This window comes from Nocardia thraciensis, from assembly GCF_054782435.1.
On record NZ_BAAGSM010000036.1, the window covers coordinates 13,747 to 29,860 of the forward strand.

17 protein-coding genes are annotated in these 16,114 nt (G+C 66.3%); 11 read left to right on the forward strand and 6 right to left on the reverse strand.

From position 1 onward, the window contains the following. The first annotated feature begins 137 nt into the window (after window positions 1-137). The 4 genes from ACYVLQ_RS24015 to ACYVLQ_RS24030 all read left to right on the forward strand — a co-directional run bounded on the left by ACYVLQ_RS24015 (window position 138) and on the right by ACYVLQ_RS24030 (window position 3,850). Entirely contained in the window at window positions 138-572 is a 435-nt protein-coding gene (locus ACYVLQ_RS24015; RefSeq protein ID WP_460699775.1) for a type II toxin-antitoxin system Rv0910 family toxin, read from the forward strand. Next, on the forward strand, window positions 569-1,444 hold the full coding sequence (locus ACYVLQ_RS24020) for a MaoC/PaaZ C-terminal domain-containing protein (protein ID WP_460699776.1): 876 nt from the start codon (window positions 569-571) through the stop codon (window positions 1,442-1,444). The genes ACYVLQ_RS24015 and ACYVLQ_RS24020 overlap by 4 nt, the downstream gene beginning before the upstream one ends. Before the next feature lie 195 nt (window positions 1,445-1,639). Beyond that, window positions 1,640-2,509: an SDR family oxidoreductase gene (locus ACYVLQ_RS24025; RefSeq protein WP_460699777.1), complete on the forward strand. Its 870-nt coding sequence runs from the start codon at window positions 1,640-1,642 to the stop codon at window positions 2,507-2,509. 24 nt (window positions 2,510-2,533) lie between these two features. Then, a complete protein-coding gene (locus ACYVLQ_RS24030) occupies window positions 2,534-3,850 on the forward strand; it encodes an acyl-CoA dehydrogenase family protein (protein WP_460699778.1) in 1,317 nt (438 codons plus the stop codon). A 68-nt stretch (window positions 3,851-3,918) separates the two neighbouring features. On the opposite strand, the gene ACYVLQ_RS24035 is transcribed toward ACYVLQ_RS24030, so the two are convergent. Continuing rightward, window positions 3,919-4,773 (reverse strand): alpha/beta fold hydrolase, encoded by an 855-nt coding sequence (locus ACYVLQ_RS24035; RefSeq protein WP_460699779.1) that lies wholly within the window; start codon window positions 4,771-4,773, stop codon window positions 3,919-3,921. A gap of 230 nt (window positions 4,774-5,003) precedes the next feature. Here ACYVLQ_RS24035 and ACYVLQ_RS24040 point away from each other — a divergent pair, with 230 nt between their 5' ends. Genes ACYVLQ_RS24040 through ACYVLQ_RS24050 form a run of 3 tightly spaced genes read left to right on the forward strand, consistent with a single transcriptional unit; the run spans window position 5,004 to window position 6,819 of the window. Then, window positions 5,004-5,840, forward strand: a complete 837-nt coding sequence (locus ACYVLQ_RS24040) for an exodeoxyribonuclease III (protein WP_460699780.1) — start codon at window positions 5,004-5,006, stop codon at window positions 5,838-5,840. Further along, window positions 5,837-6,322 (forward strand): guanyl-specific ribonuclease, encoded by a 486-nt coding sequence (locus tag ACYVLQ_RS24045; RefSeq protein ID WP_460699781.1) that lies wholly within the window; start codon window positions 5,837-5,839, stop codon window positions 6,320-6,322. Before ACYVLQ_RS24040 ends, ACYVLQ_RS24045 begins: the two co-directional genes overlap by 4 nt. A gap of 20 nt (window positions 6,323-6,342) precedes the next feature. Next, window positions 6,343-6,819 (forward strand): barstar family protein, encoded by a 477-nt coding sequence (locus tag ACYVLQ_RS24050; RefSeq protein WP_460699782.1) that lies wholly within the window; start codon window positions 6,343-6,345, stop codon window positions 6,817-6,819. Window positions 6,820-6,943: 124 nt separating this feature from the next. Here the strand turns inward: ACYVLQ_RS24050 and ACYVLQ_RS24055 are convergent, their stop codons facing one another. Then, window positions 6,944-9,106: a phosphocholine-specific phospholipase C gene (locus tag ACYVLQ_RS24055; protein ID WP_460699783.1), complete on the reverse strand. Its 2,163-nt coding sequence runs from the start codon at window positions 9,104-9,106 to the stop codon at window positions 6,944-6,946. Between the two features lie 176 nt (window positions 9,107-9,282). Between ACYVLQ_RS24055 and trpS the strand changes: the two genes are divergently transcribed. Further along, entirely contained in the window at window positions 9,283-10,308 is a 1,026-nt protein-coding gene (gene trpS / locus ACYVLQ_RS24060; protein ID WP_460699784.1) for a tryptophan--tRNA ligase, read from the forward strand. A 36-nt stretch (window positions 10,309-10,344) separates the two neighbouring features. Next, on the forward strand, window positions 10,345-11,355 hold the full coding sequence (gene yhjD, locus ACYVLQ_RS24065; RefSeq protein WP_460699785.1) for an inner membrane protein YhjD: 1,011 nt from the start codon (window positions 10,345-10,347) through the stop codon (window positions 11,353-11,355). A gap of 126 nt (window positions 11,356-11,481) precedes the next feature. Here yhjD and ACYVLQ_RS24070 read toward each other — a convergent pair whose 3' ends face one another. The 4 genes from ACYVLQ_RS24070 to ACYVLQ_RS24085 are packed head-to-tail and all read right to left on the reverse strand — an operon-like array spanning window position 11,482 to window position 14,568. Continuing rightward, window positions 11,482-12,204 carry an ESX secretion-associated protein EspG gene (locus ACYVLQ_RS24070; RefSeq protein WP_460699786.1) on the reverse strand — a complete coding sequence of 241 codons (723 nt, stop codon included), beginning with the start codon at window positions 12,202-12,204 and terminating at the stop codon, window positions 11,482-11,484. Continuing rightward, on the reverse strand, window positions 12,201-13,577 hold the full coding sequence (locus ACYVLQ_RS24075) for a hypothetical protein (RefSeq protein ID WP_460699787.1): 1,377 nt from the start codon (window positions 13,575-13,577) through the stop codon (window positions 12,201-12,203). The genes ACYVLQ_RS24070 and ACYVLQ_RS24075 overlap by 4 nt, the downstream gene beginning before the upstream one ends. 2 nt (window positions 13,578-13,579) lie before the next feature. Beyond that, on the reverse strand, window positions 13,580-14,209 hold the full coding sequence (locus ACYVLQ_RS24080) for a DUF3558 domain-containing protein (RefSeq protein ID WP_460699788.1): 630 nt from the start codon (window positions 14,207-14,209) through the stop codon (window positions 13,580-13,582). Next, window positions 14,206-14,568 (reverse strand): hypothetical protein, encoded by a 363-nt coding sequence (locus ACYVLQ_RS24085; RefSeq protein ID WP_460699789.1) that lies wholly within the window; start codon window positions 14,566-14,568, stop codon window positions 14,206-14,208. The genes ACYVLQ_RS24080 and ACYVLQ_RS24085 overlap by 4 nt, the downstream gene beginning before the upstream one ends. Window positions 14,569-14,788: 220 nt before the next feature. Between ACYVLQ_RS24085 and ACYVLQ_RS24090 the strand changes: the two genes are divergently transcribed. Then, the gene (locus tag ACYVLQ_RS24090; protein WP_460699790.1) at window positions 14,789-15,670 is read left to right on the forward strand and encodes a helix-turn-helix domain-containing protein; all 882 of its coding nucleotides are present in this window, start codon (window positions 14,789-14,791) and stop codon (window positions 15,668-15,670) included. Further along, on the forward strand, window positions 15,670-15,870 hold the full coding sequence (locus ACYVLQ_RS24095; RefSeq protein ID WP_460699791.1) for a DUF397 domain-containing protein: 201 nt from the start codon (window positions 15,670-15,672) through the stop codon (window positions 15,868-15,870). Before ACYVLQ_RS24090 ends, ACYVLQ_RS24095 begins: the two co-directional genes overlap by 1 nt. The last annotated feature ends 244 nt before the right edge of the window (window positions 15,871-16,114 follow it).

Below are 16,114 nucleotides of genomic sequence, written 5' to 3' on the forward strand. Positions count from 1 at the left end.
GCTCTGTTCCGCGGTCGTCCTCACGGTTCTGTTCCGCACTCGTCATCCCGGCGAATGCCGGGGCCGGCCTCAACTTTCGAACACAACGCACCACTGGATTCCGGCGTCGCCGGAACGACGTGGGGAAAGAGAACATCATGGGCCACATCGAATACACCAAGAAGTTGTCTGCTGCTCCTGACGCCCTGTGGGCGGTTGTGGGGAATCCGAATACCTGGGGTGACTGGTTTTCCATCCACGAGCGGTGGATGGAGGAGCCCCCGGCGACGCTGGAGGTGGGCAACAAGCTGGTCGCCAAGGTCGTCATGCTCGGCATGGCCAACAAGTTCGAGTGGAACGTGGCGGCCGTTGACGCGCCCAGCAAGCTGACGCTGACCGCGACCGGAATGGCCGGTGTCAAGGTGGAATTCACCTTCACCATCAGCGCGGCGGACGGCGGCAGCGAGCTGGCCGTGAACGGCGACTTCGAGGGGGCGCTCATCAAGGGCGCGCTCGGCAAGGCCGTGGAGAAGGACGGCATGAAGCAGCTCGAGAAGTCCCTCGAGCAGCTCGAGGCGCTGGCGGCCAAGTGAGTACGGGTACCGAGGGCCGGGTCGTCGAATTCGACGACTCCGGCCTGAACACCTGGTGTGACGAGGAGCGATTCGAGGTCCTGCGCGGGCGGATCGCCGAATACGCCGCCGCCACCAACGATCCCATCGCGGCACACCGCGACGGCGACGTGGCCTCGCCGATCTTCGCGATCGTGCCGGTCTTCGACGCCATGATGGTGCCGGTCATCGATGTGGCGCCGATGGACATCTTCGGCCGGGTGGTGCACGGCGAGCAGGACTTCCACTTCCATCGCCCGATCCGGCCCGGTGAGATGCTGGTGTCGCGGGCCCGGGCGATCGGCTACGCGGGCCGGGCCAATGGCAGTACCATCGCCATCCACATCGAAAGCCGCGACGAGGCAGGCGAACTCGTCAACGAGCAGTACCTGACGGCGTTCTTCCGGAATATCGATGCGGGCAAGACGGTCGGGGAGCAGGCGCCCGGGCACAAGTTCGACGAGAGCCTGCGGTCGCGGGATCCGGTCGCCATGGTGCCGCAGCACATCGACGACGACCAGACCTACCGCTACGCACCGGCTTCCGGCGATCCGGTGCCGCTGCACCTGGACGAGGAGGTCGCCAAGGATGCCGGGCTGCCCGGCATCATCGCGCACGGCCTGTGCACGATGGCTTTCGCCTCGTGGGCGGTGCTGACCGAGGTCGGAGGTTCGGATGTCAACCGGCTGAAACGCTTCGCGGTGCGCTTCGCGAAGATGGTCTTCCCGGGCGACGATCTGCAGACCAGGATCTGGAAGGTGAAGTCGGACAACGGGATAACTACATACGCATTCGAGACGATGCGGGGAGACGACGTCGTGTTGAGTGACGGTGTCGCCGAAATCACGGACTGATCGTCACTTCCGTCTTACGGCACGGCATCGTCGCTTCCGTCTTACGGCACGGCATCGTCGCTTCCGTCTTACGGCACGGCATCGTCGCTTCCATCTTCCGGCACGGCATGGTCATTTCCGTCTTTCCGGCACGCTTTTGGCCGGAATCGACACGTCCGGGCAACCGGCACACTCGTTGGATAGGAGACAACACACATGGGCGCACTGGAGGGCAAGGTCGCCGTCATCACCGGCGCCGGGCGCGGCATCGGGCGCGAGCACGCGCTGCTGTTCGCGGCCGAGGGCGCGGCGGTGGTCGTCAACGACCTCGGCGGCGACAACGCGGGTGAGGGCGCCGACGTCGGCCCGGCGCAGGAGGTGGTGAACGAGATCACCGCCGCGGGTGGAAAGGCGGCCGCCAACACCGCGAACATCGCCACCTGGGACGGCGCGAAAGAGCTTGTGGATCAGGCCGTTTCGGAGTTCGGCAAGCTCGACATCGTGATCAACAACGCGGGCATCCTGCGCGACGGATTCATCGCGGGCCTCGAGGAGTCCCAGTGGGACGCGGTCATCGCCGTGCACCTGAAGGGCCACTTCAACCTGCTGCGGCACGCGGCCGCGTACTGGAAGGATCAGTCCAAGGCGGGCAATCAGCCCAACGCCGCGGTCGTCAACACCGCCTCCGCCTCCGGGGTCACGGTGCCCAACGCGGGCCAGGCCAACTACGGTGCGGCCAAGGCGGGTATCGCGGCGCTGACCCTGGTCGCCGCCGACGAACTGGAGCGCTACGGCGTCCGGGTCAACGCGATCGCGCCGATGGCACGCACCCGGCTGACCCTGGCCACCCCGGGCATGGGCGCCATCTTCGCCGCCGAGGTGCCCGAGGGCGAGTTCGACGCCTTCAGCCCGGCCAATATCTCCCCGCTGGTGGCCTATCTGGCCAGCGACAAGTGCCCGATCACGGGCAAGGTGTTCGCGGTGCAGGGCGAGGCCATCTCCGAGTTGGCAGGCTGGCACGATGTCAAAACCATCGAGACCGAGGGCCCCTGGCTGATCGACGATATCGCCGCCCGGTTGCCGTAGCCCGAAACCTATTGGAGAACAACGATGTTCGAATGGTCCGAGACCGATGAACTGATTCGCGACGCGGTGCGCGGCTTCATCGCCAAGGAGGTCCGCCCGCATCTCGACGCGCTCGAGAGCGGCGAGATGCAGCCGTATCCGATCCTGCGGAAGCTGTTCGCGGAGTTCGGGATCGACGCGATGGGCGGGGAGGCGGTCGACGAGCTGCTGGCCAAGCGCCGCCAGCGGGAAGAGTCGGTGGATTCCGGCGCTCGCCGGAACGATGGGGAGGGCGGCGGCCCCTTCGGCGGGCAGGAATCGCTGATGGCGGTGCTGATCGGCGAACTCTCCGGGGTCTGCATGGGCCTGGTCAGTTCGATGGGCGTATCCATCGGTCTCGGGGCCGCCACCATCATGTCGCGCGGCACGCTCGCGCAGCAGGAGCGGTGGCTCAAGGACATCGTGACCATGAAAAATGTTGCGGCGTGGGCGATCACCGAGCCGGATTCCGGATCGGACGCCTTCGGCGGCATGAAGACCTACGTCCGGCGCGACGGCGAGGACTACATCCTCAACGGTCAGAAGACGTTCATCACCAACGGCCCCTACGCCGACACCGTGATCGTCTACGCCAAGCTCGACCCCGGCCAAGAGCATGCCGGGGCGGGTTCGGGTCGAGCCGGGGGAGGTTCAGGTCACGCCGGGGCGGGTTCGGGTAAAGACGACAAACGCGAGCGCAAGGTGCTGACCTTCGTGCTCGACAAGGGCATGGAGGGCTTCACCCAGGGCAAGCCCTTCCGGAAGATGGGCCTGCACGCCTCTCCGACCGGCGAGCTGTTCTTCGACAACGTCCGGCTGGGCAGGGATCGGCTGCTGGGCGAGACCGAGGAGCACAAGGGCGGCGACGGACGCGAAAGCGCCCGTTCGAGTTTCACCGCCGAGCGCATCGGCGTGGGGTTCATGGCGCTGGGCATCATCAACGAATGTCACCGGCTCTGTATCGATTACGCCAAGAACCGCAAGCTCTGGGGCCAGGAGATCGGCCGCTTCCAGCTCGTGCAGCTCAAGTTGGCCAAGATGGAGGTGGCGCGAATCAACGTGCAGAACATGGTGTTCAACTCCATCGAGCGCGCCCGCGCCGGTAAGCCGCCGACGCTCGCGGAGGCGTCGGCCATCAAGCTGTACTGCTCGGAGGCCGCGACCGACGTCGCCATGGAGGCGATCCAGCTGTTCGGCGGCAACGGCTACATGACCGAATACCGCGTGGAACAGCTCGCCCGCGACGCCAAGTCGCTGATGATCTACGCGGGCAGCAACGAGATCCAGGTGACTCACATAGCCAAGGGCCTGCTGGGGTCCTGAGGGCCGGTGCACTGCCGAGTCGGTCGGCGGATCGGCGCCGAGGGGTTCGACCGATCCGCCGACCTCCCTCAGACCGCACGCAGATGCGTGCGGCTGGCATAGATGTGTTCGGCAATGAGCGTCGCGATGCGGTCGGGCGCCTCCAGCATCGGGACATGGCCGACGCCGTGCACCATGATGCGGTCGGCGGATTCGGGCAGTTCGCGCAGAAAACGCCTGGCGAACGAGCGAGTCGGGATCACGCGGTCGAATTCGGACATCAGCAGGCGGACCGGAGTCGGCAGCGTCGACAGGTCTTCCAGCGCGGGCATGCGCAGCCCACCGGCCAGCAGTGGCAGCATCGCGGAACAGTTCAGGGCCGAGGTGATCGCCGCCTCGATGCCGCGCCGGGCCGCCGCTGTGGTGTTCTTGCTCAACAGCATCGAGACCAATTGCCTTGCGGGAGCGCTCAATCGAATCGGCGGCGGCAGTCGCTTGCCGATCTCGACCACCGGCACCAGCGACAGGAATTTCAGCCCTACCCGAAACTGCAGCAGCGACGGCGTATTCCAGCCACCGGCCGGTGCGATCGCGGTCAGGGTGCGTGCCCGGCCCCGGCGGGCGAGCTCGAAACCCACCCAGGCGCCGAGCGAATTTCCCGCGATATGACATGTGCGCCAACCCAATTCGTCGAGCTGAGCCTCGACGCGGTCGGCCAGGACGTCGATGTCGAGGTACCAGCCGTGCAGTTCCGGACCGCCCCAGTGCCCGGTGAACGCCGGAGCGAACACCTCACACGTGCCGGACAACCGGAACGCCACCTGTTCCCAGCAGTGTGGCGAGAGCATGAATCCGTGCAGCAGCAACAGCGGATCCCCGGATCCGGTGTGCAGGGCTGGCATCGGCATGAGCGGGACGGTGGAGTGGGCGGTGCCGGACGTCATCGTCGTCACCCCTTCCTGGACCTCGATGTCCGCAGGGAGTGTTATGCCCTGAATTGTACGGTCCGCGGCGCTACCGCAGGGCGGTGCGACGTCGAGGAACCGCGGGTGCCGCCGGGTTCGTCACCGCGTCGACCGTGTCCCTGGCGCGCGCGACCGATGGGCCGTGTGGCTCGTGGGCCAGGTACGGCACAGCAACGCCCCCGCGCCGCGGTCCCGAGATATCGTGAGGCGTGCACTCAGACGAACTGTTCTCCGCGGCCCAGTCGGACGATTACTCCTCCTATTGCACGATCTCGACAATCAACGTGAACGGCGTGCGCGCCGCGACCGGGAAGACGGGCAAGGGGATGCTCGAGTGGCTGGCGGTCACCGAGGCCGACATCATCTGCCTCCAGGAGACCCGGGCAACCGACGAGCAGACCCGCAGGGCGCTGGCGCCCGCGCTCGAGTCCGGATGGCACCTGGCGCATGCCGAACCGGGGACGAAGGGCCGCGCGGGGGTCGGGATCCTGTCCCGGCGCGAGCCGCGTGCGGTGCGCATCGGGTTCGGCAGCGCCGAGTTCGACGGGGTCGGCCGCTATATCGAGGCCGAGTTCGACGAGCTGACCGTCGCGAGCGTGTATGTGCACACGGGCGAGGCCGACACGCCGATGCAGGACGAGAAGTACCGCTTCCTGGGCGAGCTGGGGGCGCATCTGAAGTCGCGAACCCGTGACTTCGTGATCAGCGGCGACTGGAATATCGGCCACACCGAGCTGGACATCAAGAACTGGAAGGGCAACGTGAAGAACTCCGGCTTCCTGCCGGGTGAGCGCGCCTGGATCGACGAGATACTTGCCGCCGGTTACGTGGATGTGGTGCGCACGCTGCATCCGGGTGTCCCCGGCCCGTACAGCTGGTGGTCCTACCGCGGCCGCGCCTACGACAACGACGCGGGGTGGCGCATCGACTACCAGCTGGCTCGCGGGGAGATCGCGGCGCGCGCCAAACAGGCCGTGGTGGAACGCGCCCCGGAGTACGCGCTGCGCTGGTCGGACCACGCCCCGGTGACGGTGCAGTACCGATGAACCTGTCCGACAAGCGGATTCGCACGCTGCTGGTGCTGGCCGGGCTGGTGCTGGCGGTGGTGGTCGCGGGCGTGCTCGCGCTGCGCGGCGGTACGGATTCCGGCTCCGGCGCCTCGACGACCGGTACCGCGAGCGCCACGGCCAAGGCGACTGCGAAGGCGGGCAACGCATCCGCCGCGCCCGTGACCAGCCGCGCGCCGGGCGTCCCCGACCGGGCCTATCAGACGCTGCAGGAGATCGACGCCGGTCGCTGGCCGGACTCGGCCGGTTCGCCCGGCACCAAGGGCGGCGACCAGTGGATGAATCGCGATGGAACACTGTCGAAAACGGACTCCTCCGGGAAATCGATCACCTATAAGGAATGGGACGTGAACCCGAAGAAGCGCGGCCAGACCCGCGATGCCGAACGCATAGTCACCGGCAGCGACGGCTCGGCCTACTACACCGGTGACCACTACAAGACGTTCACGAGGATGCGGTGAGGGCGCCGATGAGCACGCCGATGACGTTGTCGCAGTTCCTGTCCGGCAGTTCGGGTGACCCGGCGGCGGAGCGGGCCCGACCCGCACCCGGCCCCGCGCTGGGTGCGTTGGCGGTCGGCGACGGCGAATTCAGCAGCGTCCGCTATCAAGCGCCCGCGGGCTATCTGGTCCGCGAACTGCGGGGTGCCAAGATGCGCACCACCGCAGGCGTTTTCGACGAGTTCGCCGCCGCCTTCCAATTCCCGTACTACTTCGGTGAGAACAAGGACGCCTTCGACGAATGCCTCCGCGACCTGTCCGATTTCGTCGGTGAGGCCCCGGGATACGTTGCGGTGATCCGGGATTCGGACCAGTTGCTCGCCGACCAGCCGAACCAACTGGCCTGGTTCACCGAGGCGATGCGCGCCGCCGCCGCCACCTGGTCCTCCTACGGCGCCGCCTACCGGGTGGTCCTCCAAGGCAAACCACCTCTCGACGCCGCCGCCCTGACGCTGTAGCCGCACACCGGCTCAGCGCAGGCGGTCGGCGAGCAGGACGAAGACATCGGTGGTGTGGTCGATCAGCTCGGCGCGGGACATAGGTAGGTCGCCCTGGAGCCAGCTGGTCAGGGCCATAAACCCCTCAACCACGCCCAGCGCCACGCGGGGTAGCGCGCCGGAACGCGTATCCGTGCGCCACGCCGGGATTACCAAGAGCGTGCCGGCCGTCGCCGCTGGTGCCTGGCTGGCCGTTCTCTACTCGGCCCGTGATTCGGCGGCGGAAGTCGGGGTCGCGCGGGGCGGTGAGTTCGATGTCGTACCAACCGTTTCGGGTGGGCCAGTCGAGGACCAGGGCGCCACCGGCGACGAGGTCGATGCGTTGGCGGGCGCCGTTGTAGCGGAGGGGAGTGGCCACCAGTGCCACCGAGCGGTCGGCATGGTTGGTGAGGGTCAGTTTCAGATCGGAACCCGTTGGCGCCGTGGTGGTTTCGACGCGGGACGCCCGCCCGCCGGCAGTTCCGCGCAACTCGAACCAGAATCGGTTCGGGCCCTGGATCGACAGGTCGTAGACACCGTCCACGGTGAACTTCTCGGTCTGTTCGTCCGAGACGTCGAGATGCCGCGGGGTCGCGGCCTCCCCGCCGAACGGGTAGATGGCGAAATGAGCCGATGCCGCACCGGAATTGGTCAGCGTGATCTCCAGCGTCGACTTGGACAGCGTGGCGGAAACCGCCGGTTGGTACGGGAGCGGGCGTGCGGGCCGCGCGCCGGGCTCCTGTTCCGGCAGCGCCTGCCGCTGCGGCGGCGACGGCTTCCAACGACCGACAGGCTGTGAAACCGGCGCGGGCTCAGCGAGTCTCGGTGGCTCGCCCGCGCTCGCGAAATCGAACACCGAGCGCATGTCCCCGCACACGGTCCGCCGCCACTCGCTGATATTCGGCTCGCGCACCCCCGTCCAGTGCTCCAGAAAGCGCAACACCGATGTGTGGTCGAATACTTCGGAATCGACGAAACCGCCAATGGTCCAGGGTGATACCACCGTCATCGGCACCCGCGGCCCCAGCCCGATCGCCTTGCCGTCGTACCAGTCCTCACCCGGCTCCGGCGGCACCGGCGACGCCACGTGATCGAAGTACCCGTCGTTCTCGTCGAAATTGATGAAAATAGCGGTCTTGGACCAGGTTTCGGGGTCGGAGGCGACGATATCCAGCAGCTGGTAGATCAGCCCGGCGCTCCCGAGCGGCGTCGACCCGGAGGGATGCTCGCTGTACCTCTCCGGCGGCACCAGCCAGCTGACCTTGGGCAGCCTCCGCGCCTCGATATCCGCGGCGACCCGCCGCAGCAGCGTATCCGGCTCACTGCGGTACATCGCACGGTCGAAAAGACTCAGCTCGTCCGGGCTCAGTTTCGCCCGCGCCGCGCTCAACTGCGCCAACAGGCGCTGCCGTTCCTCGGGAGGCTTCTCCCGCAGCGCCTCGTAGAACTTCTCCGTCGTCGGAAAGCCGCCGTCGACCTCGGCCAGCAGCTTGGCCCCGATGCGTTTGAACGGCGCGAAGTACTCCACCGGATTGTCGGTGAAGTTGTCCCACTCCTGGTAGATCTGCCACGAGATGTCCGCGGCCTCCAGCCGTTCCGGATAGGTGGTCCAGTCGTAGCCGGGATGGGCGCCGTCGTAGGCGTCGTTGTCGACCGCGCGCCGGTCGGTCCCGGGCTCGTATCCGGTGGTGCCGGTGAAGAAGTAGTTGCGATTCGGATTGGTCCCGCCGAACAGCGAGCAGTGGTAGGCGTCGCACAGCGTGAACGTGTCGGCCAGTTCGTAGTGCAGCGGCAGGTCCCGGCGCTCGTAATAGGTCATGGTCGCCGCGGTCTTCGCCGGAATCCAGCCGTCCCACCACCCCCGCGCCCACGCCGCGGTGCTGCCGTTCCACTCGTGGTTCAGGCTGTCGAGGTACTGGATATCGGTGTCGGGCCGCCCCGCCTGCGCGGCCGCCTGCCGCAGCGAGAACGGCAGTACCGCCTCGTTCGGCGTCGAGGTCGGCTGCCGAAAGACCGAGGCGCCGTTCCGCAGTCGCAGCGGTGCGGCGTCGGAGAACCCCCGCACGCCCCGCAGGCTCCCGAAGTAGTGATCGAACGAGCGGTTCTCCTGCATCAACAGAATCACGTGCTCGATGGCCCCCATCCCGCCCGGCGGCACGGGCGCGGCCATGGCGCGATGCAGCGAGGGCGGCAGCAGTGACATGGTGGCCGAACCGGCGGCCAGCGTGATCGCCGATCCGAACAGATGCCGCCGGGAGAGTCCGGGCATGCGCGGCAGTGCACCAGCGACACGCGGACGCTGGGTAATCGCGGCACGATCGGAGGGTGAACTCGACATTGCTGTTTCTGGACGTGTGACCATGACTTTACCGTTTGCTGAATCTTAGCGAACGACGGTCAGGTGGTGCCGACGGTCCGCTGTCCCCGGCATGCGAAGATCTGAGCATGTCGAGTCCTGTCACGTCCGGTGAACGCAAGCAGCGGGTCCTGTCCGGGATCCAGCCGACCAGCGATTCCTTCCACCTCGGCAACTACCTTGGCGCGCTGCAGTATTGGGTGCGGCTGCAGGACGACTACGACGCCCTCTACTTCATCCCCGACATGCACGCGATCACCGTTCCGCAGGATCCGAAGCAACTGCGCAACCGTACCAAGCGGGCGGCGGCGCAGCTGCTGGCGCTGGGCATCGACCCCAAGCGGTCGACGCTGTTCGTGCAGAGCCAGGTGCCCGAGCACGCCGAGCTGACCTGGGTGCTCAACTGCATCACGGGCTTCGGCGAGGCCAGCCGGATGACCCAGTTCAAGGACAAGTCGCTCAAGCAGGGCGCCGAGAACGCGACCGTCGGCCTGTTCACCTACCCGGTTCTGATGGCCGCCGACATCCTGCTGTACCGGGCGCACCAGGTCCCGGTCGGTGAGGATCAGCGCCAGCACCTGGAGCTGACCCGGAACCTGGCGCAGCGGTTCAACACCCGCTTCAAGAAGACCTTCGTGGTCCCGGAGGCGCACATCGTCACGGGCACCGCCAAGATCTACGACCTGCAGGATCCGACGTCCAAGATGAGCAAGTCGGCCGCGACCGACGCGGGGCTGCTGAACCTGCTCGACGATCCGAAGGTCTCGGCGAAGAAGATCCGGTCCGCGGTCACCGACACCGAGCGCGAGATCCGCTACGACCCGGAAAAGAAGCCGGGTGTGAGCAATCTCCTGGTAATCCTGTCGTCGCTCACGGATACGCCGGTCGTCACCCTCGAGCAGGACTATGCGGGTAAGGGCTACGGCGATCTCAAGGGCGATGTGGCCGACGCACTGGTCGAATTTGTCACGCCACTGCAGGCGAAGGTGCAAGAGTATCTGGACGACCAAGGCGAACTCGACCGCATCCTCGGCACCGGTGCCGAGCGCGCTCGGGAAATCGCCGGCAACACCCTCGCGCAGGTGTACGAGCGGGTGGGCTTCCTGGCTCGCTGACCGTCCACCACGCGGGGCCGGGTTCCGGGAGGACGGGTGTTCGGCAAGGTCAAGACGCGCATCGAAGGCGAGGTCCAGGCGCGGCCGTGGCTGGACCATGCCATCCGCGCCGGCGGGCGCTATCAGCGCCAGCGCGGCGACTACTTCGCCGCCGGGATCACGTATTTCACTGTGCTGTCGCTGTTTCCGCTGCTGATGGTGGGTTTCGCGGTGGCCGGTTTCGTCCTGTCGCGCAACCCGGAGCTGCTGCGGGAGGTGCAGCAGAAGATCGTCGAGAACATTCCGGGTTCCTTCGGCGGCCAGCTGACCGACCTCATCGATCAGGCGATCAACTCGCGCACCAGCGTCGGCGTGATCGGACTGGTCGGCGCCCTGTACGCCGGGCTCGGCTGGATGGCCAACCTACGGGCGGCGCTCACCGAACAGTGGGAACAGAAAGCGCCGGAAGGGAATTGGGTCGGCAGCAAGGTGTCGGACCTGCTCGCGCTGCTGGGCCTGGGTGTGGCGATGGTGGCATCACTGGGGCTGTCGGCGCTGGCGGGCAGCGGCCTGGGCAAGGATCTGCTGGCCCTGGTGAAGCTCGAAAACGCCCCCGGCGTGGGCGTTCTGCTCACGGTGGTGTCGCTGGTGCTCGCGATCCTGGCCACGTGGGCCGTCTTCGCGTGGATCATCGCGCGCCTGCCCCGGCAGCCGGTGACGCTGGTGAGCGCGGCGAAGGCGGCCCTGCTGGCGGCGCTGGCCTTCGAGATCTGGAAGCAGATCGCCAGCCTCTACCTGAAGTCCGTGCTGTCCAGCCCGGCGGGCGTCGCCTTCGGCCCGATCATCGGCCTGATGGTCTTCGCCTACATCACCGCCCGCATCATCCTGTTCGCCACCGCTTGGGCGGCGACCGCGCGCGAAAACGAGCCCGAGGCCGAAATCCCCGCTCCCGCACCGGCTGTCATCGAACCGCGGGTAGCGGTGGGGATGACGGCGCGCACGGGGGCGGCGCTGTTCGGGGCGGGGGCGGTGCTGGGGGCGCTGGTGGGAATGCGCCGAAAGGGTTGAGTCGCAGTCTCCGATCTCGCCCGCCGTCTGCCTGCGTGGCTCGCACTCGTGGACATCGAACTCGGTCTGACCCGACCGTTACGTGGGCACGCATGCTCCACGGCGTGCTGAAGTCCGGTGTACCTGTCAGTCCGGCTGGTGCGGATCCTGTCGCGCCATGCGGGCGAGTTCGCGACGGATGGTCTGTTGGGAGCAGGGCTCGATGTGAAAGTCGTTGTGTTGCTGGCGGTGGACGTAGCGGCCGTCGCCTTCTACGTCGAACCAGCTGAGGTACTGGGGTGGTTGGGGTCGGGGGGTTTGCAGGCCGCGCAGGGCTTCGATGTGGCCGGAACCGATGCGCGGGGAGCGGAGCAGGCGGCGCATGCGGTCGGTGGTGGTTTCCTTTGTGCCCGTCCAGGATTCGAGGCTGGTGCGGATCTTGTCGAAGCTCTCCACCATGGCGGGGTGGCGGCCCGGGGGGATATCGCCGAGGACGGCCGCGAACACCTTGGGCACGATCGCGGGGGTGCCGACCTCGACCACGACATTGCCGCCGAAGTCGTCGGTGAGTCCTGGTCGCTGCACCATGGTGACGCCGACCGTGGTGTCGATCGCGCCGTACGCGCGCACCGGACGCCGCCGCTTGCCCACGATGACCAGCGACACAGCCGGGTTCGCGGCGACCTGCAGCACGGCGGACAGGTCGGGGTCGCCCCGGAGCGGCAACCGCTCGCGGAGGTCCTGCGCGAGTCTCGCGAATTCGCTCTGCCAGCGTACGGACGAGATCAACTTCAGCGGGAACGGGTACCGGTCCTGACCGGTCTCGTTCCACAGGTGCATGAACTCGTCCGGGGTGAACTCCCACTTCACCCCCGGCGGCCCTCGCGATTGTCCGGGTGCGACTGTGCCGCAGGGATATCAGCACCGATGGCCTGCGGGACGGTGCGGTCGCGAACGCCCAGCAGTTCCTCCTCGCGATCGGTCACGAGGTAGTCCGGGGTCTTGCGCTCGGACTCGTCCTCGTTCTTGCGTGCGCCCGCCCCCGCGCCCATGGGCATGCCGCCCATGCCCGGGATGCCCGGCTTGCCCACGCCCTGAGCGGAAGCCGCTGCGGCGGCAGGATTTCCGGTGCCGGGGACACCGGTGGTACTGCGCCCGGGTCCGCCCTGACCGGTGCCGCCCGCGACGCCCGCCCCACCGCCGGATGCGCCGGAGCCGCCGCGGCCACCACCGCCACCACCGAACCCACCACCGCCGAGCCCCGCGGCCGCCGTCGACGGGCTCGCGCTGGCCGGGGTGGTGCTGGTTCCTTGCTGTCCCTGGGAACTGGACTGACTACCTTGGCTGCCAGCAGAATTCGTGGAGTCTCCGGTGGAAGTCGTACTCGCCGCATCAGTCTCGGTCGCCTGCTGCTCCCCGGCAGTCGGTTGCTCCCCGGAACCGCCTGTGCCACTACCGGTCCCACCCGCACCCCCGGGGCCACTCTCACCATTGCCCCCGGTCCCGGGATTCCAGCCGCCGGTGTCGGGCCCGGTGCCACCGGGGGAGTCGACGGGGACGAAGGTGGGGACGCCACGGCCTGCAGGGCCGTAGGTAGGGTCGTAATTTGCGCGCATGGCGGCGATGGCCTCTTGGCGAAGGTTCTCGGCGTTCTTCCCTCCTGCCATTGCAGACTCGGGTGTTTCGACGCCGAGAAGGGGCAGAATCGCGGCGGCTTGACTGCCAACCGAAACCGGTGTGGTGCCCGAACCTGTTGCAGGAGGCGGGGGTACGGACCGCTTGACGGCCTCGGCGCCATAGGCCGCCGTGTCGATCCGAAGTCCGACCGCCTTGATCACTTCTTGGACGTCCGTGCCTTGTTCGACGAACTTCTTCGCGGCGGTCAGGGCTGCATCGGCGGTCTTGCCTTGCATACCGTCGGAGAGTGCTTTTTGGATGGATAGATTGAGGCCGAAGAGTGCGCCACCGAGGCCAGCGGAGATCTTGCCCCACTCTTTGGCGGTCGTATGCATTGCGTCAGGCGCCATCGCCTGAGCGTGGGTCCACATGTCCTGATGCGACACGCCATCCCAATGCTCGATGTCTTTGATGTAATCGTCATCGGTGCCCTTGTGGCTGACTTGGCCTTGCATGTACTGCGAGCCTTGCTGGGTTTTCTGAGACTTTTGGAGTGCGGGGTCTACTCCCAGTATCAGACCCAGGGTCGCTTGCCCGGGATCTATCGGTTGGTTCTCGCCGGTCATGGTCAGTTGTCCTTGCCGATCGTGGGTTCGATGGCGGTGGCAATATCCAGCAGACCGTCGCAGGGTTTCATGTCCTGCGAGAGGCCCTTGAGGGTCAGTGTCGTGCCGATGTCGACGAACCCCACCTTGGTGCGCAGGTGGATATCGCAACCATCGGTGATGGCGGGATCGCGTACCCACATCGCTTCTCTGCCGTTGACAGTGAGCGGCTCGCTCCAAGCACGGTTCTTCTGTAGATCCTCGTCCCAGGTTGCGTTGCCCGACAAAATGGTCAAGTTGCGAGGCTGGGATTTGAAGTTGCAGACCAAGAACGTGGTTTCGGCGATCCGGTCGTTGCGTTTCCGGCTGCTGGTATCGAACCCTGCGCGTGCCATGACATCGTCGGGTATCCACGTGCACGGGTCGAAGGCGACGTCGGGTCGGCCGTACTGCTTCTGAGGAGGCGGCTGCAGAGATGGGGCGGTCAGGGTCGGCTGTGGCGCGTGGGGACCAGGGTTGATGCTGGTCGAGTTCACGCCGCTCGCAGGCTGGCTGGCGCTGTCCGGGGAATCACTGCCGTCAGATGTGCATCCGGCGGCCAACGCCGCGGCGACCAATACTGCGAAGAACGCGCCTTGTCGCTTCCGTGTCACTGCTGACGTCCTGCCGCCTTGATTGCCAGACTGTTCATAGCCTCTGCCTCCTCGATGCGTCCGCCCGCTTGTAGGTATGCAGCGGCCATCCGCAGGGCCGCCTCGCGCATGCCTTTGAGTGCCTCCGACAGTTTCATGCCTTTGCCGACGAATCCCTGCTGTAGGAGCTTCGCGGAATCGAAGGTTCCGAACCCATCGGCGCGGTGTAACTGGTTCGTGTCGGTGATCATTCCGTCCAATGACTCCGCGAACCGCTGGAAGACGTCCGCGCAGTTCTTCGCGGCGTCTGCCTCCATCTGGAACGTCCCCGCTACCGCCTGCTGGTAAAGCCCGTTTGCCGTCGACTGCCCCACGTCCATCGACAGGCCCTCCCTTCGTGCTTGGTCGCCTACCTTACTGGACGCACTGTCAGGGCGATTGGTTCCCCCAACTTGCGGATTTGGCGACTCGGAGGGGAGAAAAATGCAATGCTTCCTGGTGTTATGCGGTAGTTGAATGGGAATCCGCAGTGGTGGGGTCGTGGGGGTACGCGCGGTGATCTGCTTGCGGGGTCCATAGCGAACCTGGAGGGAGGCGGGCATGTCGGAATTCGGATCCACGCTGCCGCGGCGGCAACTCGGTCGATACTTGCGCGATGGGAGGGAGGAGTGCGGGCTCACGCTGCAGCAGGCGGCTGCGCTGATCCAACGCAGCGCGAGCACGCTACAGCGGATCGAGAAGGGGATGGTCGCGCACGTTCGCGAGGTGGACATCGAGGCGCTGTGCAGGCTCTACGGATTTGATGATAGCCACACAGCCGCGATGAAAGCCCTTGCGGCACAGAGCAATGAGCTGAGTTGGTGGTGCGAGTTCGGCGATGTTATCCCGGAGAACTTCGATTTCTACGTCGGGCTCGAGGCATCGGCGCATCGTCTGACAACGTATGAGTCTCAACTCGTGCCTGGGTTGTTGCAGACTCCGGCATACGGCAGCGCGTTGATGCACGCGGCTCACCCCGAGGACAGCGCCGAGGAGCATTCCCGCCGAGTACAGCTGCGAATGCGGCGGCAGATGAGGATCACTCGCAAGTACGAACCTGCAACGCTCGACGTCGTCTTGAGGGAGTCAGTCCTTCGGGGAATGGTGGGCGGACCGCGTGTTATGGCCGCTCAGTTGCGGCATCTGGGGGACATCGGCACCCGGTCCAACATCAGCGTCCGGATCCTGCCGTTTACTGCTGGTTTTCCGACGGGCGATCCTGTCGAATCGTTCGTCATTCTCGAGTTCGGGACTGACAGGTCCGGGCAGGCGCTCGAGCCACCGGTTGTCTACGTCGAGGGCCTCACCGGGGATCTTTATCTTGCAAAACCAAAGGCTGTTCAGCGCTACTATCAGACATACGAGAGTCTGCGGCGCAGCGCATTGGACCCCATTGCCAGCCGGGCTCTGCTCCGGCAAGTTGCAAAGGAGTACGAAGATTGATGGTCGATCTATCTACCGCGAAGTGGTTCAAGAGTAGCCGCAGCGGGGGATCCAAGAACTGCGTCGAAGCCGCGTTCCTCCCCAACGACCTTGTCGCCGTGCGTGATTCGAAGAACCCATCCGGTCCTGCCCTGGTCTTCACCGCATCCGAGTGGTCCGGCTTCACCTCGGCCCTCGACAGCGGTCGCTTCGACCGCTGAGGCGCCCCCCGATCGTCAAGACATCCGGAAGTGATCGGGAAGGATCATCCGAGCCCATGGGTGAACCCATTGCCGACCCCATGGAGCTGCCAACTGCTCCTCGACTGGGGAGTCGACTCGACCACTCGGCACATCGACTTCTCCTACGTCTCGGATGCCGCGATCAGGCGAAGTCCGGGATTGTCGGCTGCCAGCCTGAAGGGACCACCGGTTTGCCATGAGCATGGGACCGGGTTGCGTCCGG